This is a genomic window from Silvibacterium bohemicum, assembly GCF_001006305.1.
Lineage (GTDB): Bacteria > Acidobacteriota > Terriglobia > Terriglobales > Acidobacteriaceae > Silvibacterium > Silvibacterium bohemicum.
Genome location: NZ_LBHJ01000001.1, coordinates 293,624 through 312,346 on the forward strand (window position 1 = coordinate 293,624; position 18,723 = coordinate 312,346).

General features: G+C 60.7%; 20 protein-coding genes. 9 read left to right on the plus strand and 11 right to left on the minus strand.

The genetic code is table 11. From position 1 onward, the window contains the following. The first annotated feature begins 98 nt into the window (after nt 1–98). Nucleotides 99–770, plus strand: coding sequence for a phosphate signaling complex protein PhoU (phoU, locus tag XX99_RS01280; protein ID WP_082125155.1), 672 nt, complete (start codon nt 99–101; stop codon nt 768–770). 26 nt (nt 771–796) lie between these two features. Further along, a complete protein-coding gene (gene folD, locus XX99_RS01285; RefSeq protein ID WP_050057567.1) occupies nt 797–1,642 on the plus strand; it encodes a bifunctional methylenetetrahydrofolate dehydrogenase/methenyltetrahydrofolate cyclohydrolase FolD in 846 nt (281 codons plus the stop codon). Nucleotides 1,643–1,787: 145 nt separating this feature from the next. Here the strand turns inward: folD and crcB are convergent, their stop codons facing one another. After that, the gene (gene crcB, locus XX99_RS01290) at nt 1,788–2,162 is read right to left on the minus strand and encodes a fluoride efflux transporter CrcB (protein WP_050057568.1); all 375 of its coding nucleotides are present in this window, start codon (nt 2,160–2,162) and stop codon (nt 1,788–1,790) included. Between the two features lie 427 nt (nt 2,163–2,589). Here crcB and XX99_RS01300 point away from each other — a divergent pair, with 427 nt between their 5' ends. The 5 genes from XX99_RS01300 (at nt 2,590) to XX99_RS01320 (ending at nt 7,748) form a co-directional block, all read left to right on the plus strand. Further along, a complete protein-coding gene (locus XX99_RS01300) occupies nt 2,590–3,264 on the plus strand; it encodes a winged helix-turn-helix domain-containing protein (protein WP_050057570.1) in 675 nt (224 codons plus the stop codon). A gap of 37 nt (nt 3,265–3,301) precedes the next feature. After that, the gene (locus XX99_RS01305) at nt 3,302–4,738 is read left to right on the plus strand and encodes an ATP-binding protein (protein WP_050057571.1); all 1,437 of its coding nucleotides are present in this window, start codon (nt 3,302–3,304) and stop codon (nt 4,736–4,738) included. Nucleotides 4,739–4,909: 171 nt separating this feature from the next. Further along, nucleotides 4,910–5,959 carry a type III polyketide synthase gene (locus tag XX99_RS01310; protein WP_050057572.1) on the plus strand — a complete coding sequence of 350 codons (1,050 nt, stop codon included), beginning with the start codon at nt 4,910–4,912 and terminating at the stop codon, nt 5,957–5,959. A 6-nt stretch (nt 5,960–5,965) separates the two neighbouring features. Further along, entirely contained in the window at nt 5,966–7,087 is a 1,122-nt protein-coding gene (locus tag XX99_RS01315) for an NAD(P)/FAD-dependent oxidoreductase (RefSeq protein ID WP_050057573.1), read from the plus strand. 28 nt (nt 7,088–7,115) lie between these two features. After that, nucleotides 7,116–7,748 carry a YceI family protein gene (locus XX99_RS01320; protein WP_050057574.1) on the plus strand — a complete coding sequence of 211 codons (633 nt, stop codon included), beginning with the start codon at nt 7,116–7,118 and terminating at the stop codon, nt 7,746–7,748. An 83-nt stretch (nt 7,749–7,831) separates the two neighbouring features. On the opposite strand, the gene XX99_RS01325 is transcribed toward XX99_RS01320, so the two are convergent. Then, nucleotides 7,832–8,104, minus strand: a complete 273-nt coding sequence (locus XX99_RS01325; RefSeq protein ID WP_050057575.1) for a hypothetical protein — start codon at nt 8,102–8,104, stop codon at nt 7,832–7,834. Between the two features lie 301 nt (nt 8,105–8,405). On the opposite strand from XX99_RS01325, the gene XX99_RS01330 reads away from it, so the two are divergent. Beyond that, entirely contained in the window at nt 8,406–8,798 is a 393-nt protein-coding gene (locus XX99_RS01330) for a ComEA family DNA-binding protein (RefSeq protein ID WP_184084469.1), read from the plus strand. 107 nt (nt 8,799–8,905) lie between these two features. Beyond that, nucleotides 8,906–9,274, plus strand: a complete 369-nt coding sequence (locus tag XX99_RS01335) for a HesB/IscA family protein (protein ID WP_050057577.1) — start codon at nt 8,906–8,908, stop codon at nt 9,272–9,274. 412 nt (nt 9,275–9,686) lie between these two features. Here XX99_RS01335 and XX99_RS01340 read toward each other — a convergent pair whose 3' ends face one another. From XX99_RS01340 to XX99_RS01380, 9 genes are all read right to left on the minus strand, one after another. Continuing rightward, entirely contained in the window at nt 9,687–11,054 is a 1,368-nt protein-coding gene (locus XX99_RS01340) for a type II secretion system protein (protein ID WP_050057578.1), read from the minus strand. 43 nt (nt 11,055–11,097) lie between these two features. Next, nucleotides 11,098–11,736 carry a flagellar basal body-associated FliL family protein gene (locus XX99_RS01345; protein ID WP_050057579.1) on the minus strand — a complete coding sequence of 213 codons (639 nt, stop codon included), beginning with the start codon at nt 11,734–11,736 and terminating at the stop codon, nt 11,098–11,100. Then, on the minus strand, nt 11,736–12,350 hold the full coding sequence (locus XX99_RS01350) for a hypothetical protein (protein WP_050057580.1): 615 nt from the start codon (nt 12,348–12,350) through the stop codon (nt 11,736–11,738). Before XX99_RS01350 ends, XX99_RS01345 begins: the two co-directional genes overlap by 1 nt. Beyond that, a complete protein-coding gene (locus tag XX99_RS01355) occupies nt 12,347–13,120 on the minus strand; it encodes a PilN domain-containing protein (protein WP_050057581.1) in 774 nt (257 codons plus the stop codon). The genes XX99_RS01350 and XX99_RS01355 overlap by 4 nt, the downstream gene beginning before the upstream one ends. Then, entirely contained in the window at nt 13,120–14,046 is a 927-nt protein-coding gene (locus XX99_RS01360) for a type IV pilus biogenesis protein PilM (RefSeq protein ID WP_050057582.1), read from the minus strand. Before XX99_RS01360 ends, XX99_RS01355 begins: the two co-directional genes overlap by 1 nt. Then, on the minus strand, nt 14,046–15,674 hold the full coding sequence (locus XX99_RS01365; protein WP_050057583.1) for a GspE/PulE family protein: 1,629 nt from the start codon (nt 15,672–15,674) through the stop codon (nt 14,046–14,048). Before XX99_RS01365 ends, XX99_RS01360 begins: the two co-directional genes overlap by 1 nt. A 101-nt stretch (nt 15,675–15,775) precedes the next feature. Further along, nucleotides 15,776–16,972 (minus strand): type II secretion system F family protein, encoded by a 1,197-nt coding sequence (locus XX99_RS01370; RefSeq protein WP_050057584.1) that lies wholly within the window; start codon nt 16,970–16,972, stop codon nt 15,776–15,778. A gap of 148 nt (nt 16,973–17,120) precedes the next feature. Then, nucleotides 17,121–18,299: a WD40/YVTN/BNR-like repeat-containing protein gene (locus XX99_RS01375; RefSeq protein WP_231581104.1), complete on the minus strand. Its 1,179-nt coding sequence runs from the start codon at nt 18,297–18,299 to the stop codon at nt 17,121–17,123. Next, nucleotides 18,296–18,688, minus strand: a complete 393-nt coding sequence (locus tag XX99_RS01380; protein WP_050057586.1) for an MliC family protein — start codon at nt 18,686–18,688, stop codon at nt 18,296–18,298. Before XX99_RS01380 ends, XX99_RS01375 begins: the two co-directional genes overlap by 4 nt. Nucleotides 18,689–18,723: the final 35 nt, after the last annotated feature.

An 18,723-nucleotide genomic window follows, 5' to 3' on the forward strand; every position in this document is an offset into this window, starting at 1 on the left:
GACTGGCCGCTGGAAACTGGTAACTGAAGGGTGGCAGCTGCGAATATTTGCGCCTCTTTTACACGCATTGGTGCACAATGCATGTTGGGGAGAAAATCTTGCCGCGCATTCATTTCCATCAGCAGCTGGCCGAACTGAAGGACAAGCTCCTGGCCATGGCTGCGCTCTCCCAGCAGGCTCTGGAATCCGCGGTCGAGGCTTATATCCGGCGCGACGCCGGAATCTGCCAGTACGTGCGCGAAAACGAAACCGCCATCAACGCCGCGCAGCGTGAGGTGGACGAGATGGCCTATGAGCTCCTGGCCAAGGAGCAGCCGATGGCCATCGATCTGCGCTTCATCCTGGCGGTGATCAAGATCAATGGCGACCTCGAGCGCATTGGCGACCAGGCCATGAGCATCGCTATTCGCACCCGCGAGCTGATCGATGAGCAGCCGTTCGACCTGCCCGTCGACATCGCCGGTATGGGCGACTACGCCGCCCGCATGATCCGCTCCTCGATTCAGGCTCTCCTCGAAGGCGATTGCCACGTAGCGGAATCGGTTCGGGACATGGATGACGAGATCGATCGCATGAATCGCGTCGCCCATATCGATCTCATTCACGTGATCCAGCAGCGACCCGAGGTTGCCCACCTCGCGCTCCACGCGATCCTGGTCTCCCGCAACCTCGAGCGCATTGCCGACCACGCGACTAACATCGCGACCGACGTGATCTTCTGGATTCGCGGCGCCGATGTGCGCCATCAGCTCAGCGCTGTTGTCGATTAACCCGCCGCAAGCCTTAAACTAATCCCATGTCAGGATTGGTATTGGACGGCAAGGCGTATGCGAAGGAGCTTGAAGTCGAGCTCGCATCCAGGGTGACGAATCTCCTCGAAAAGACCGGCGGCGAACCGCCTATCCTCGCTACCATTCTGGTCGGCGCGGATCCCGCGTCCGCTACCTACGTGCGCATGAAGGGCAACGCCTGCCGCCGCGTGGGCATGGAGTCGCTCTCCATCTCGCTGCCCGAAGAGACGACTACGCACCAGCTGCTCACCGCCATCGACGACCTGAACGCCAACCCGCGCGTTCGGGGCATCCTCCTGCAGCATCCCGTGCCCAAACAGATCGAGGAGCGCGAGTGCTTCGACCGCATTGCGATTGAAAAAGATGTGGATGGCGTCACCAGCCAGGGTTTCGGCCGCATGGCCATGGACGAGCCCGCATACGGTTCGGCCACGCCGGCCGGCATCATGCGCCTGCTCAAGCGGTATGGCATTGAGATCGCAGGCAAAGAGGCCGTCGTGGTCGGTCGCAGCCCCATACTCGGCAAACCCATGGCGATGATGCTGCTGGGAGCCAACGCCACGGTCACCATCTGCCACTCCCGGACAAAAAATCTCGCGGATGTGGTCAGCCGCGCCGAGATTCTCGTGGGAGCCGTCGGCAAGCCGGAGTTCCTCAAGGCCGGCTGGATTCGCGACGGAGCGGTGGTTGTCGACGCCGGCTATCATCCCGGCGGAGTAGGAGACATCGAACTGGCCCCGGTCATTGACCGCTGCGCCGCCTATACCCCCGTACCCGGCGGAGTCGGCCCCATGACCATCGCCACACTCATCGCTCAAACGGTAGAGGCAGCAGAGAAGGCAGCGCTTTAATTCCGGAATCAACGGCCGGGTGCCCCACGTCTCGCTTCTGAGACGTGGGATGGAATCAAACTGTGCCGGGTGCCCCATTCTTCACAGTTTCACCGTGAAGGGTGGGAGACCAAGAAAGCAGTTCCCCAAGGCTCTTTCCAGGTGCTTAAGCGAATACCCGACCCGCAGCCATACCCATCCAGACCGCCCCATATCCCAGCAACACACTGAGCAGGACATAGAGCAGCCCCGTCGCCGCCTGGCCATGCTGGGCCAGGCGCAGGGTCTCGTATTCGAAGGTGGAGAAGGTGGTATACGCCCCAACGAATCCGATTGGAATGGCCAGACGCCAGGCCGGAGGTAGGCCGATGCGTTCATCCAGCACCGTCAGCGCGAAGCCGATGATGAAGCAGCCGCTGATATTGATGACGAAGGTTCCGTAGGGGAAGCGCGTGCCCATGCGCTCATAGATCCACAGTCCTACCGCATAACGCGCCATCGAACCCAGCGCGCCTCCCAAAGCGACCCATAGATATTTCATCGTCTCCCGGCTCCTCCTGCCTTGATCGATCCAGACGCCTCGATCTAGCCCGATTCGTCAACCGGGTGCGTCGATTCGATCAGGCGCATGCAAGTCAGGAGTCATTGGCTGCCGGCGAGGCAGCGGTTGGGATAGGCGAACCCCTCCGCCTTGCTTTCAGCTTCGCGGCAGAGGGGGTGCTGCGTCAAGCTGTTGCTCCCATGGACAAATCGCGCCCGTCCAGTTGCGACGTGGTGAAATCGGTAATCGAATTGATGGCGGATGACGGATTTGTCATCCTTTTGCAAGGCGGGGGGAAGGTTAGGGTAAGAGAGTGTGCTCAAGGCCGTACACTCATCGAAACGCCTCCGGCAGGAGGCGTTGGATCTGGCCGAAGCGATCAGGATCTGACCGGAACTATCAGGATCTGGCCAGGGGAGGCAATGCTGTGCGGCTGCTCGTCGTAGAGGACGACAACACAATTCGCGATTTTCTCACCCGGGCTCTCACCGAAGGCGGTTTTCGCGTGGATGCCTGCGCCGAGGGCAAGGGCGCCGAGCGTCTGGCGGTCGAAGGAGTGCATGACGCACTGATCATCGACCTGACGCTGCCGGATATGGACGGCTTGGATCTCATCGGCCGCCTGCGCGCCCAGGGAGTCAATGCCCCGGTGCTGATCCTCTCCGCGCGCCGCTCGGTGGATGAGCGGATCCTCGGCCTGGAACGCGGCGGGGACGATTACCTGACCAAGCCGTTCGCTGTGGCTGAGGTCCTGGCGCGCCTGCGTGCCCTGTTGCGCCGCAGCACGCCGGGCCAGCAGGAAGCCACCCGGCTGCGCGTCGCCGACCTCGAACTCGACCTCATCCGCCGCGAGGCGCACCGCGACGGCATTGAGCTTCAGCTCACCCAGCAGGAGTTCGCTCTGCTGGAATATTTATGCCGCAACGCCGGCCGCGTGGTGACCCGCGCCATGGTCCTCGACCACGTCTGGAAGATGCGCATCGATACCTCGACCAACATTGTTGACGTGCACATTCACCGCCTCAGGAATAAAGTGGACAGGGAAGCAGCACGACCGCTCATACGAACCATGCGGGGGGTTGGGTACGTTCTCACGGATTAGCGGGTCTTTTTATCACACCGCGGCCTGGCGGCTGGCCTTGCGCAGCACCTTGGCCTTCGCAGTGGGCAGCGCGGCCGTATTCGTGCTCATGTATGGCCTGGTAGCCAGCGCAGTACGCGAGCGCGGCGACTCCTGGCTCATCGGCGAGAGCGAGACCCTGAAGCAGGTGGCGTCGACCACGCAGCGCGACGCCCTCTACGGCCGTATCGTGGAAGAGGTTGCCGAACTGGCCACCCAGGAGCTGGCATACGACGGAAAGGGAAATCATCTCCCCGAAAACACCGTTTTTTTTCTGCAGACAGACAACTCCGGCCGGCCCCCACTCTGGGTCGGTCCCACGAATAATCAGCCCTTTATCGATGCCATCGGCAGGCTGAATGTCCGCGAGCATACGGCCATTTCGATCCGAATGGCCGGTTGGCGCTCGCCGTTTCGTGTTGTGGCTGCGGATTTAGGAACGGACGGGGGAAGAATCTACCTCGGCCTTCTCGACTCCAGCGCCAGCGAGCTGCTCTTCCATCTCCTGCTGTGGTTCGTCTTCGGCTGGATATGCATGGTGGGCTTCGGTTTCCTCAGCGCCGTCCTCGGTCTGCGGCGGACTCTGAAGCGCGTCGACGCCATCACCACCGCTGCTTCGAGCATTGATACCTCCGATCTGGGCAGCCGGGTGTTTTCGGCCAGCCAGCCGAATGACGAAATCGCTCGCCTCGCACGTGCTTTCAACACCATGCTGGATCGCATCTCCGCGTCTGTGAATCAGCTTCGCACCCTTACCGACGCGGTTGCTCACGACATGAAGAGCCCCATCACCTCGGTGCGCGGTGGCCTGGAAGCGGCTCTCTCCACCGATGACGCCGAGACCTCGCGCGAATACGTGGCCAAAGCGCTGGAGCATCTCGACCGGCTGGCCGAAATTGTCACCACTTCCCTCGACGTCGCGGAGGCCGAAGCCGGTGCGCTGCGCCTGCGCCGCGAGACGACGGACCTGGGTGAGCTGGTTCGCCGCGTGGCCGATCTTTATACCCCGGCCTTCCACGACCATCGCCAAAGCCTGACGGTCGTCGCACCGAATCCGGTCACGGCCAATGTGGATCATCGTTTTTTTCTGCGTCTGATCTCTAACCTGCTGGAGAACGAGCTGCGTTATGCTGGGGACGGCGCCCGTATCGAGCTAAGGCTTGCGGCGGGAGAAGGCACAGCTGTCATTACAATTGAGGACGATGGGCCGGGATTTCCCCCCGAAATGGTCGGCCATCTGTTTCAGCGTTTCGTGAAGGGGAATGCGTCGGAGGGTCACGGGCTCGGCCTTGCTTTTGTCAAAGCCGTAGCGTGTGCTCACGGCGGCTCGGCGCGGGCGACGAATCAATCAGCAGCAACCGGAGTGGAAATCGTCGTAGAGATTCCGATTGGGACGTTCGGGAATAGTCAGCCAGAAACCCAGCCTGCGGATGAACTACAGGAGGCGAGATCCTGAATTTCCTTGTCGAAATGAGTAAGGGAAGCGATACCCCGTCATCTTCTTCAATGAAAGAAACATCTCGGCATAGTATTTTTAACCTCAACACACGCAGTAACATATTTCTGACTTTTGACTGACATTTCAGCGTACCGATTCCAATATTCTCCGACTTGAGCTCACATAAATATGCGCATTGCTGCAACGGCTACTGCCTTTCCTGAACATTACTTCACTCAACAAGCGGTAGTCGACGAACTAAAGACCTACTGGGGACGAGACGAAGCAACCGCGGCCGTGTTGGAACGGCTGCACTCACGCACCGGCGTTGCGGGCCGTCATTTTTCCCGCCCGCTGGGTGAATATGCGGCCCTCGATACCTTCGGGAAAACCAACAACGTATGGATTGAAGTTGCCGAGCAGCTGGGGGAACAGGCAATCGACTGTCTCCTCAAGCAGACCCATCTGACCGTCGATCAGATTTCCGCAATCTTCTTCGTCTCCGTCACCGGAGTCGTCAGCCCTTCCATCGACGCACGGCTGGTCAATCGCATGAAGCTCTCGCCGCACATCAAGCGCAACCCGATCTTCGGACTGGGCTGTGTTGCCGGCGCTGCCGGCCTCGCGCGGGCTGCCGATTACGTGCGGGCCTACCCCGATCAGGTCGCGGTGCTGCTCTCCGTCGAGCTCTGCTCGCTTACCTGGCAGCGCGACGACATCTCTGCGGCCAATCTCATCTCGGCGGGTCTCTTTGGCGACGGCGCAGCTGCCGCTCTTGTCGTCGGCGATCGCGTTCCGCTGCCCGGCCCGCGCATCCTGGCCAATCATCAGGTGTTCTATCCCGACACTGGCTACGTCATGGGCTGGGATATCTCGGAGAAGGGATTCAACATCATTCTCTCTCCCGATGTTCCCAAGGTGGTTCGCGAGAATCTAGGCCACGATGTCGACCAGTTTCTGGCCGCCCACAATATGACCCGGAATGACGTAGGCACATGGATCATGCATAACGGTGGTCCCAAAGTTTTAGAGGCCAGCGCGGAGGCTCTGGGTATCGACAACTCCGAGCTGCAGGTCTCCTGGGATGCGCTGCGCCGTGTAGGTAACCTGTCTTCGGCCTCCGTGCTCGTGGTTCTCGACGAGATCATGAAGCACCAGCGGCCCAAGCCAGGAACGCGGAGCGTGCTGGCTGCTATGGGCCCGGGCTTCTGCGCCGAGATGCTGTTACTTGAGTGGTAGTGATCGATGCCGGGCCTGAGTTGCGATGTACTGGTAGTGGGAGGAGGTCCGGCAGGACTGACGACGGCAATTGCTTTACGCAGTCGCGGCGCCAATGTACTGCTGGCCGACTCCCAAACGCCGCCCATCGATAAGGCCTGCGGCGAAGGCATCATGCCCGATGCGCGCCGCGATCTGGCGCACTTGGGCGTGGAACTCCCGAGTTTTCACGGCTCAGAATTTCGCGGCATACGCTTTTGCGATCGCCGCTCCTCTGCTTCCGCTGACTTCCCCTCCGGCAACGGCCTGGGCGTGAGGCGAACCGTGCTTCATCGCGTGCTGGTGGATTGTGCGGCCGCCGCCGGGGTGCGCCTCGCCTGGAAGACCAACGTCTCCGTCAAGCCGGGGCAGCCGCTGCGCATCAATGGCGAAGAGGTGAAGTACAAATACCTCGTCGGAGCGGATGGCCAATCCTCACGCGTGCGCTCCTGGGCCGGACTCGACGACGCCACCCTCTTCACCCGGCGTTTTGGTTTTCGCATTCACTACCGCGTCGCCCCCTGGAGCCCGTACGTCGAGGTTCACTGGGCTGCGGCCGGGCAGGCGTATGTAACTCCGGTTGCCGACGACGAGATCAGCATCTCGGTGATGACGCGTAACACCGACGCACGCAGCCAAGAGTTGATAGAGAGCATCCCAGAGCTGAGACATCGTTTGGGGGGAGCCAAAGTTATCACTCGCGAAAGAGGCGCCATTCTCACCACACGCCGTCTGAAATCGGTAGCTCGCGGCAATGTAGCGCTGGTAGGCGATGCCTCCGGTTCCTCCGATGCCATCACCGGCGAAGGGCTGGCGGTGAGCTTTCGCCAGGCACAACTTCTGGGCGATGCACTGGCTGCGGAAAATCTCTCCCTCTATCGGAAGAAGCATTCTTCCATCATGCAGCTGCCTCAAGCCATGGCGCGGACCATGCTGCTGATGGATCGCTGGCCGCTCCTGCGTGAGCGTGCATTGCATGTCCTGGCCTGCGATCCGGGGCTCTTTCAATCCATGCTGTCCATTCACATCGGAGAGAGGCCGCTGCGGCCGTTCATCCTTCGCGAAGCTCCCGGCCTCGGCCTGCGCCTGCTGCGGCCGTCGCTGCCCTGAATTTTCGGCCCAATTCTATGGAGAAAGCATGAAAGCTCGTCGCACGATCCTCAAATCCCCTCGTCGCACGATCCTCAGATCAATAGGCGGCCTTCTTTCGCTCGCGCTCTGTATCGGAGCCTCGGCTCAGACCGCCCCACAGGACGGCCAGAAAGTCACCGTTCATCTGGACCCCGCTACGACGCAGATTCACTGGACGCTCTCCGATCCGCTGCATACCGTGCATGGCGCCTTCGCGTTGAAGGGAGGCCTGGTCACCTTCGATCCTCAGACCGGCATGGCGCAAGGGGAGATCCTCGTCGACGTAATCAGCGGCCAGAGCGGCAGCCACGCGCGCGATTCGCGCATGCAAAAAGATGTTCTCGAGAGCGAAAAATTTCCGCAGGCCATCTTTCATCCCGAGAAAGTGACGGGAAGCATTCATTCCGGCTCGAAACAAAGTGTCACTGTCAGCGGCACATTTACCATCCATGGAAGCGACCATCCCCTGGCGCTGGCCATGCAGGTCGAGATTGCGGGCAAAAACGCCACGGCCACCACGCACTTCGTCATTCCCTACGTAGCCTGGGGCATGAAAGATCCCAGCAGCTTTGTGCTACACGTAGGCAAGCAGGTCGACGTGGATGTCGCGGCAAAAGGCACGGTGGAAGGCTTGCAGTAAGCTGCCGTGGCCAGACAGCTACGCCGGAATGCGGTGTGGCATTCCGGCGTAATCGGGCAGACGGGTAAGTATCGATGGCGAATCTACATTAAATGCTTCACTGCATCCCAGACATACATCCCCAGAATGCAAGCCGATAGGAGGCAAGTCGCCCCCGTGGCGTAGTTCACGTAAGGGTTGATCTTGCCGACCTTGGCCAGGATCTCGGTTTGTTCTCTCTGCTGGTGATCGGACGCGGAATCCAGAAATATCTGGTCTTCCTCGTGCCGGGTAATCGTTCCTCTATATGCCAGAAGCACAAGCAGGATCGCTGTAACTCCGGCCCATACGATCCATAGAACAGGCATGATGCTCATGGAGCACCTCAGGATTCGGATTTGAGCCGGCTCCGGATACCGAGCGGGTCCCATTTTGCGGGCTCGGGGGGTAAGAGGGGCCGTTCGCGAAGCATATTAGTCCCGCGCCCCGAGAGTTGTGTAGGCCATTTTCAGTATTACGAAACCAGATTGGCAACCCTTGGAGATTGAAGCGATTCCATAGGTGTGACACGTCGCGCCGCCCGAATCCACGGCAGGCGCACAGGAGAGCTGAATGGTTCGTTGCTTAGCAAAGATGTCACGTTCCCTCGGGTTGGTGGTTTTTGCCGGATCCGCTGCTATGTTTTGCCTTTCTGCCTGCAACAATCCGCCCAAAACCGATCAGGAATTGAAAGATCAGGCGGCCCAGACCACCCAGCAGGTGAAGCAGGATGCCCAGGAGGCAGCGGCCAACGCCAGGGTGGCGGCGGCCAGCGCCGAGCGCAAGGTCGACGACGTGGCGGCGGGCGTAAAACAGGGCATACAAAGCAATTCGACGCCAGGAACTTCCGGCACGCTGGACATCAATTCGGCAAGCGCCGCCCAGCTCTCCGGGCTGCCCGGCATCTCGTCGGCTCGGGCGCAGCGCATCGTGGACGGCAGGCCCTATTCGGCTCCGCATGACCTGGTTACCAAGGGGCTGATGTCCGAGGCCGAGTACCAGCGGATCTCGAATAAAATCGTGGCGGACTGAGTCGAACGACGGAGAATCTCATCCAATACTGGTGATGTGCCTTGTGTGCCGCTTTAATCGGGCGATACACTGAAAGCACCAGTACCCGTAGATTCAGGAGATATTCCATGGCCACAGCAACCGCCGTTCCCGAAGCAACAGCGATTAAGACACCTCTCACGCTTACCGACAGCGCCGCAGTCAAGGTGCGTGAAATCATGGCGACCCAGGATCCGCTTCCTGCCGGTCTGCGCATCGGTGTGGTCGGGGGAGGCTGTTCCGGCTTCCAGTACTCCATGTCCTTCGAAAACCAGGCTGGCATGATGGACAAGGTTCTGAACTTCGACGGCCTCAAGGTCTTCGTCGATGCCACCTCGCTGGTCTATCTGAACGGCTGCGTGGTCGATTACGTCGAGACCCTGGAAGCTGCCGGCTTCAAGTTCGAAAACCCCAGCGTCAAGAGCACCTGCGGCTGCGGCTCATCCTTCAGCGTTTAATCGCGGCAGCAACGCCCGCCGTTTGAGGTCGGAAAAAGCCCTGCTCCCCGAGCAGGGCTTTCCTGTTGCGGACAAAGTCTAGCTCTTGGAAGGTACGGCTTTCAGCCCAGCCTCAATCAAGCAACTTGGTCTCGGTAGGTACGGCCTACAGGCCTTACCTAAATCAGGCAACTTGCTCTTAGAAGGGTACGGCTTTCAGCCCTGCCTAAATTAAGTAGCTTGGTCTTGGTAGGTACGGCCTTCAGGACGTACAAATCGAGCAAAGGAAGCGCGGCTTCAGCGGCTGAGAGAACGCCCGATCGCACGACAAAGGCTCATCACCGATCTCGCTTTCGTGTATCCAGAAGATGTTCTCGGAGAGCGAAGCGGATCGAAAGACTGCACGCGTAGCGAAAAGCAATTCAGGAATCGCCTATTGAGGAGGCGGTGTAGAACTCCCCGAACCAGACCCGGAGTTGCCGAAACCGCTAGATCCAGAGTTGCCAAAACCGCTAGATCCAGAGTTGCCAAAGCTTCCACTACCGGAATTGCCGAAACCGCTAGATCCAGAGTTGCCAAAACTCCCACTACCGGAATTGCCAAAGCTGCCAGACCCGCTTGACGAACTCCCAAAGCCGCCGCTCGAACTCCCATAGCCACCGCTCGACTGCCCGCCACCGAATGACGAACCGCCTCCGATACCACTGGAGAAGCCTGAACCGGTGCTGGTTCCGTTCGTCCCGTTCGCTCCAGTGGCGCCATTCAGGTTCGTCTGGCCGCCGATGCCTGAGGCCTGCAGCTGATCTTCGAGCGGATCGTAAACGAACTCCCACTGGTTGTAGTGCTTCTGCTTCTTGTATTCCTTGATCGAAGCGCGCGTGTCGGGAATCACCACGCCAACGATCGGTCCCGTACTGCCCAGAGTCGAACTGCTGCTGCCGGTGGTGCCAAAGGCTCCGCCCGTCCCTGTGCCAGCCGACGTCCCAGTGCCCGCGCCAGTTGTGCTTCCTGTCGTCGATCCGGAGCCTGTACCGCCGGTGCCCGAGCTGCCGGGATCGGTGCTGCTGCCCGTGGTCCCCGAGTTGCTCCCGAAGCTGCTGCCGGAAGAATATCCGGAGGACGAACCCGACCCGAAGCTGCTCCCCGACGAACTCGATCCGAACGACGATCCTCCGCCAAAACTGGATCCGCCGCCGAAACTGGATCCCCCGCTTGAGCTCCCAAAGGAAGAGCCCGACGAGCCGTAGCCACCCGAACTGCTGCCAAAGCTGCTACTCGAGCTGCTTCCGAATGCGCTCCCGGAACTGCTGCCAAAGGCGCTGCCGGAGCTACTGCCTGAGGACGAACCCGCGACCGGCTGTCCCACCCCGCCCGCGCCTGTTCCGCCCAGCGCGTTCGCCCCGGCGGCTCCGGCGTTAGCCAGAGGCTGTCCGAAGAGGCCCATGGCCGGTACGTGAGCCTGGCCGAAGTAGACCATCTTCCAATCGTCCTTGTTGGTCATGGGGTCGACATAACGCTTGCGCAGGAAGCGGATCTGGTTGGTGTTGATCAGCTGATCCATGTTCGACGGGTAGGCGCCGTACTTTCTGTAGTAGAGCTTGATAGCCCTTTGGTACTGCTGGCCGCGATGGAGTAACTCCAGCTCTTTGTCCCGCTGGATGGATTGGGCGACCTTCGGCGCAGCCACGGCCAGCGCGATGAGGATCAGCGCCACCAGAAACAGCACCGCGATGAGCACGAATCCGCTCTCGGAGCCGCTTGCAGCCTTGGCGTGCTGTCCGGATTGGGAGCGAAGATTCATGCTTCTGCTTCAGTTCGATGCCGCAGCCGCTGAAAAACCGGTGCTAATTCTGGACCAGCGGTAACGTCTGCGTGTTGTTGTACGGAATGTCCTCGACCTGCAGGGAGAACGGCGCGATCTTCACCACCTTGTAGCGATGATCGACCACGTCGCCTTCTGCCGCGATGAAAACGTCGTCGCCATGCAGGAGAAAGGCCTTACGCGTCCCGCTCTTGACAGCCTCGAAGCCGAAAAACTTCAGATCGATAGGCGGAGGCGGCGGCGGCCCGGCAGGAACCACCGGCGCGTTTTGCGCCGTGCGGAACGGTCCCTTCACGGGCTCAATCGCCATCGCAACCGACGACATCGAGAAGATATTCCGTCCCTTGCCGGTGTACTCCAGGGATTCCGCCGCCGCCATCAGCTCCGGGTGCAGCGTGGGGTCGAGCCGGGCCATGGAGTTTCCGATCTTCGCGGCTTCGTGCCCCTGGCCGACAGTCATCCGATGCTGGACCGGACCCGGGCCTGGGCTTGAAACCGGAGTTGGAGCAGCAGTGGACACGCTCACCGGGGCCGCAGGTGGTGGCGTGCTGCCGCCGAACATGTTGAAGATCTGATATCCCGCCAGGCCCAGGACAACCACACCGAGCGTAGCGGCGATGATGACTTTCTTTTTGTCTTCCGAACCTGTCTTGAGCGCCATTACTGCACCTCCCCGCTGGATGCGGACTCTGCGCCCGCATCCCCGACATTCGAAGGCAGGTCGTTGGCGCCGGCCTGCAGGTAGGTGGTCATGCGCAAGCGAAGATTCACCAGCCCGCCCTGCTGTCCGGTGAGAGTGATTCCGTTGATGATGAAGAAGACGTGGTTCTTATCCCGCTCCAGATCGTTGATGAAGTGCATCAGGGGCGCGTAATCGCCGCTGAGGTTGGCATCGATGCGAACCTCGTGCAGGCCGTCGATGGCCGGTCCGGCGGTATATTGCGCACGCGTCAGCCGCACCTGATTCTTTACCTCGATATCGCCCAGTTCCGCGGCGACGGTCGAGTAGTTCGGCGCCAGGCGCTTCTCGTAGAAATGATTCGCATCCTCGCGTGACTGGTTCACCTTATCCGGAAGCCCCTGCAGATGCGCCAATTGCGCCTGCAGCTGCGCATAGAGAGCCTGCTGCTGCTCGAAGCTCGCCGATTGCGCCGCGCCCGCCTGGTGGAAAGCGACCAACACCTCGATGCCCAGAAAGAGCACCACTCCCAGCAGGACGACGACTGCGGCAATGTGCAGATTCAACGCGGTAAAGAACCGCCGGAGAGCGCTCATTGCACACCCCGCTTCTTTGCCGGCATCGGGCCTGCGCCGCCGGGCTGTGTCATCGCTGAACCGCGCCTGGTACGCGGAGCCGACGATCGCTTTTCGCTTGCCGGCGATTCGTCATCTTTATGGGACTTCTTTGCCGCTTCATCCTCTGACTTTTCCTCGTCCGGACTGAGCGGACGATAGCCCGACACGATCTCGAAATTAACCGCGATTGAAGTGGTCACCGGCTGCAGGGCGGCATTGGGGTTGTTGCTCTGGCCGCCGACTTGCGCCAGCGCTTCGCCGGTCAGGCGAGGCGAGGCGAAGTGCCGCGATTTTTCCAGGTTGCGCACCAGCTCGACCGCGCGGTCGCGTCCGCCGCTCACGCGCAGATGGATGCTCACCGCTCCGTCCTTGGCCACCTCGGGATCGAGGCTCAACACCTGCACTCCGTTCGGAAGAACTGTTTCCAGATCGGTCATGGTCGCGGTCCAGGAGAAGGCTTTGCGCCGGAAGAGCCCGTTCAGGAAATCCGCCTGGGTCAGCACCGCAGCATTTTGCGGTTGCTGCATCAGCGCCTGATAGCTCTGCTGCTGCTGTTGTAGCCGGCGGACATTGTTTTGCATGGCCTCGACGCGTGCTGTTGCTGCTGCGGCTTTGCCGCGCTCCGAACGCAGTGCGTACCAGAGCGGCACGGCCAGGACCGCGAGAATCAACATGAGAATGCGCAGCCGCTTCAGGATCGATCGCAGATCGACATACGGCTTGCTGGCGAGATTGAGGGTGATGCGCATCAGCTTGCCAGCGCCCCCACCACGCCTGCCACTAATCCCTTGGGTAATCCTGTTGAACCGCCGGCAGCCAGAGCGGGGACCAGATCGCGGACGCGCAGGCCGTACTCTTCCAACATCTGTCCCGGCGCCTCGCCCATCACCCGTGTAAACTCCTGCGCCCCGCCCGGTCCGACATAATTCAGCACATTGGGCCGCGTCTGCAGGGTGTCTTCGAAATAGGCCATGGCCACAGATACGGTCCTGGCCAGCTCCTCATGATGCCACTCGTCGCTCGCTGGCAGCTCCAGGGTGCGGTGCAGCAGAAGCTCGTTGCCCTGGGTGATGGCGGTGGTGAGGGAGTGTCCGTTGTGGTTGATCACGAGCGACGCTCCGTCAGCTGCCAATGCCGCCAGAGCCGCTAGCGTCGAGGGCAGAATCACGCCCGGCTCGTAACCGGCTGCAATCACCGCGCTCTCATACTCGGCGCGGATGGCCGCCGGCATCACCGTAGCCAGCACTCGCGTCTGTTCCGAGGTCTGGCGCATCACCTGGTAGCTTACCGCGGCGTCCTCCACTTCGAAGGGCGCAAGCTTTTTGAGGCGAAAGCGCACGATGGGCAGCGCCTCCTGCACCTTGGCGGGAAGCGTATCGAAATCCATCACCAGCACCCGCACGGCTGCATCGGGAATCACCAGCGTGAGCTGCTTTTCGCGACCCGCAACCTCGTCCAGTGCCTTGCGGAGCGCCGCAACCACCAGCGGCTGATCGGCGAAGTTGGCCTCCGCAAGCCCCGGCCGCACGATGCCCGCGGCAATCGGGGTGAAGGCCATCGTTGCCTCCTGGCCGTCGACCTGGTGCGCGGCGATCACGCCTTCCGAGGTGATCTCGCAGGCCAGCCCGGGGCGGAGATTTGTCTTGGGAGCGAGAAATTGGAAGGGAATCTGCACTAGCGCGTAGCCTCGATAAACGTAACCTTGTTGATCTCTTTCAGCGTCGTCCAGCCGCGCTTCACGCGGTCGATGGCCGATTCGCGCAGGAACTGCATTCCTTCGGCCTGGGCCAGCTTACGCACTTCCGAAGCCGGCTTCTTATCCAGAATGATTTCACGGATCGGATCGGTCAGATCCAGGAGTTCGTGAATTGCCGTTCGTCCGCGATAGCCGGTGCCCCCGCATTCGATGCATCCAGCTCCCTCGCGGAAATCGAAGTGCCGCCACTCGTCCGGATTCAAGCCGCTGGTGAGCAGTATCTCCTCGTCGTAATGCACCGTATGCACGCAGTGCTCGCAGACAGTACGCACCAGCCGCTGCGCCAGGATGCAGTTCAGCGCCGAGACGAAGTTGTAGGCTTCGACGCCCATGTTCAGGAAGCGCCCCAGCACGTCGACCACGTTGTTGGCGTGGACGGTGGTGAAGACCAGGTGTCCGGTGAGCGCCGAGTTGATGGCGATCTGCGCCGTCTCCTGGTCGCGGATTTCGCCGACCAGGATCTTGTCCGGATCGTGGCGCAGGATGGAGCGCAGTCCGCGAGCGAAGGTCAATCCCTTCTTTTCGTTGACCGGAATCTGCGTGATGCCGCGGATCTGGTATTCGACCGGGTCTTCAATGGTGATGATCTTGTCTTCATCGCTCTTGATCTCGTTAAGAGCCGCGTAAAGAGTGGTGGTTTTACCCGAGCCGGTGGGGCCGGTCACCAGCACCATGCCGTAGGGCTCGCGGATGTACCGCCGGAAGCGCCGCAGGTCGTCTTCATGGAAGCCGACCACGTCCAGCGTAAGCTTGCTGAACTTCTCGCTCATCGACTCTTTGTCGAGCACACGAAGCACGGCGTTTTCGCCATGCACGGTGGGCATGATGGAGACGCGGAAGTCGATCAGGCGGCCCTTGTAGCGCACCCGGAAGCGTCCGTCCTGCGGGACGCGCCGCTCGGCGATGTCCAACTCGCTCATGACCTTGATACGCGAAAGGATGGTCGAGTGGTGCTCGCGGGCAATGGGAGCCATGGCCAGCTGCAGCACGCCGTCGATGCGGTACTTGACCACCAGCGAGTCGTCGAAGGTCTCGATGTGGATATCCGAGGCGCGCCGTTCGAGAGCGGTGAAGATCGTCGTATCCACCAGCCGGATGATGGGGCTGATGTCTTCTTCCGAGGTCAGCTTCTCGATCGAGATCGTCTCGTCCGGATTGTCTTCCGACGAGATGACATCGAAGGTCATGCCCTCGGAGGCCTCGTCGAGCACGCGCTGCGACTGCTCCGTTTTCTTGAGCAGGTCGGTGATCTGGGTCAGCGTCGCCACCCGGGTCGAGATGCGCTGCCCCAGCAGACCGGCGATCTCATCCAGCAGCATCAGCTTGCTGGGGTCGCTGACGGCGATGGTCAGCCGGTTGCCATCCTGCTCCAGCGGCACGAAGTTGTAGCGGAACATCATGTCCACCGGCACGGTCTTGAAGAGCTCGTGCTGGATGCGGAAGTTCTTGAGGTCCACAAACTCGCAGCGATAGCGCGCCGCCAGAGCCTGGGCGCGCGATGTTTCGTCATGCTCGGTCGGTAATGTAAGAACCGTTGCCTGTGCCATAAGCGTTTTCCTCGGTGAACCTTACTTCAGAGAACTCTGTTCTTGCGGGTGCCCCATCCTTTGCGAGCGTCTTTGTCGCGAAGGGTGGGATGGCCGGTCTCTCAGTGCGAGAAGTTGTTAGCGTTCCCCAGGGAGAATATCGGCAGGTAGAGCGCGATAAGAATAACCACCACAACAATACCCATCACGATCAGGATGGCCGGTTCGATCAGCGCCATGGCCGCGGTCAAAGCCGTCTGCACATCTTCCTCGAAAAACTCGGCGACGGAGTTCAACATCTGCGGCAGCGCGCCCGTCGATTCTCCCACCTCGATCATCTCCACCGAAAGATCCGGAAAGACCCGCGTCGCCTCCAGGCTGACGGAGAGTCCCTTGCCTTCGCGTACGTGGGTCACCGAGGAAAAGACGGCCTTGGCAATGCGTTTGCTCGCGATCGAGCGGGCCGCGGTTTCGAGCGACGGCACCAGCGGCAAACCGCCGGAGAGCAGCGTCGAAAGGGTGCGGGAAAAGAGAGCCACTTGATACTTGATCCAGATATTGCCGAAGACCGGCAGGCTGATGCGCAGGCCGTCGATGCGGTCGGCGCCGGCCTCGGTCTTGCTCCAGCGAAAGAGCAGGTAGCCGATCAGCGCCAGCATCGGAAGCACGTAAACGATATATTTCTGCGCATCCTGCCCGACCTTCAACAGCAGCAGCGTCAGCCCGGGCAGGTTGGTGCCCAGCTGGTCATAGAGGGTGGCGAAGCGCGGCACGACAAACGTGATCAGGAAGACGAACAGGCCGAAGACCAGGGTAATCAGCAGCGCGGGATAGATCAGCGATGCGGTCAGCTTCTTGCGAAAGGTCAGCGAAATCCGCTGAAAGGAGAGAAAACGGCCGAGAACCTCTTCCAGGTTGCCGCTTCGCTCGCCGGCCAGCAGCGTGGTGGTGTAGATGATCGGAAATCCACCTTGCGCCTCGAAGGCCGCCGAGATCGATTCACCGGTTCTCACGCGGGCTGCGACGTTCTGCAGCTGGCCCGCAAAGGCGGGGTTTTTCTGGCTCTTGGCCAGCATCTCGAGCGATCCGAGAATGGGCAGGCCGGCCTTCACCAGGGTCAGGAACTGCTGGTTGAAGATGATGAAGGTCTCCAGCTTGGCTTTGCGCCTGCTGCCGGTAAGTCCTTTGGGCTTAATCGAATAGACATAATAGCCGGCATGGGAGAAGCGTTGGCGCAGCTCCTCGGCGGTGGCCGCCGACTGCACCTGTTCCTGGACGCGGCCGCGCTCGTCGGCCAGCTTGATTACAAATTCCGCCATGTGTGGATGCTACTTCAGGGTACCAGTTCCCGCAGACGATAGACGCAAAGGATCGGCGAAGCGTTCAAGAAGACATCGACCTGCCCGCTACTTGAGTTCACGCCGGTGCCCCATCCTTCACGGTTTCATCGTGAAGGGTGGGAGACCACTAAGGCCGTTTCAGCCGCCCCTCATCCAGCTTGGCGATCCGTCCCTTGGGGCCCACGATCCAGGGCAGGCTGAGGGCGTTCCAGTTGCCATTGTCCAGCGGAGACCAGGTTTTGCCGCCGTCGTAGCTGATATCGGAGCCGTTGGGCCCGGCGCTGATCCAGACCAGATGGGAGTAATCTTCTACAGTCCCGGAATTGGGCAGTATCTGCACTGCCGAGCGATAGCCTCCAGGTGGGGTTGTCGCCGCTATCCATCGCCGGCCAGCCTCGTCCCAATAAGCCGCGGTACCTGACCGCTCAGTCGGATCGTTGTAATCGCCGCCTACCACGACCGCGTGATGAATCGTCTCATCTCCATCAAGAACGGCGATAGAAAACGCTCCTGAAGAGCTTTTTCCGGAGGATAGAGGAACGCGATCGGGGGTTACCTTCCAACGAACCGAACAATGCTCCGGATCTTTGTGATAGGTCTGCGGATCGCACTCACTCTGCCCACGAAAAATGAAAGCTCCTGTCGTTCCGCCAGCCGCAAACCAGTAAATGAAGTTCTCATTATCGACGGAATTGAGGACCTGGGCGGCGAAAACCAGCGCCGAATTGCTGGCGGCGAAAGCCCCAATTTTCGACGCGTCCGCAGCCAAGCCGGGCGAGGAAGTGGATTTAACCCTTGTCCAGTGACTCCCGCCGTCGGTGGTGCGAAGCACGGTAAATGCTCCCCCGACCGGATCCCCTAGCATCGTTCCATACTGGCCGTCAGACTCTTCGAAACTGATGGAATCCCAAAAACCATCCTTATCGGGATTGGTATAGAGCAGCGTCCAGTGCGAGCAACCGTCCGTGGTCTTATACAACCGCGACAGATCCCCCGGCCCGGACGACATCACAATCGCCGTGTCCGCGTCCCACGCCCAGATACCCCGAAAATCCAGCTTCTCCGCTCCGGGAGGCATGGCGCAGCTCTGCCACACGAAGCCGCTGTCCTCGGTGCGCAACACCGTGCCATCGCTTCCGCTGGCCCAGGCTACGCCGCCGCCCACGGCATGAATGCCGCGCAGGCCTGCAGAACTCCCGCTCGACTGCATCACCCAAGGCCCGGAGGTTACATCCTGCCCTTCGGCGTTGCCAGCGACGAGCGCCGCTAAGAGCGCCACCACGGCCATTCCCAGACGGCGTTTCATTTCGCTGCCACCCGATGGCAGGCCGACTGCATCTTGCCCGCGAGCGAATCGGAGGAGAATGTGGTGCCGCGTCCGGCCGCGTCCCACCAGATGTACTGGTTCGCCGCATAGCGCGCGCCTGAGCCGGAAATGATGTTGGCGAAGATCAAGGTGTTTTTGCCGACCGGCAGGATGGCGAGGCTGTTTCCGCCGCCGTTCACATACTCGACCGGAAACGGCCCGGCCGGCAGGCCCATCTTCACGCCCTGTTCATCGCATTGGTATTGCAGAGTTATGCGGGAGAGCGGCTGCGATCCCTTCAAGTGAATGGTGAGATCGGTCGCCGCTGCCAGCGAGCCATAACCGAATGCGGCTGCCAGAATCACCTGCAGGATCATCTGCTTGAGCATGGCCTCGTTCCTCCTGAAATCGTCGTTTCTTTGCG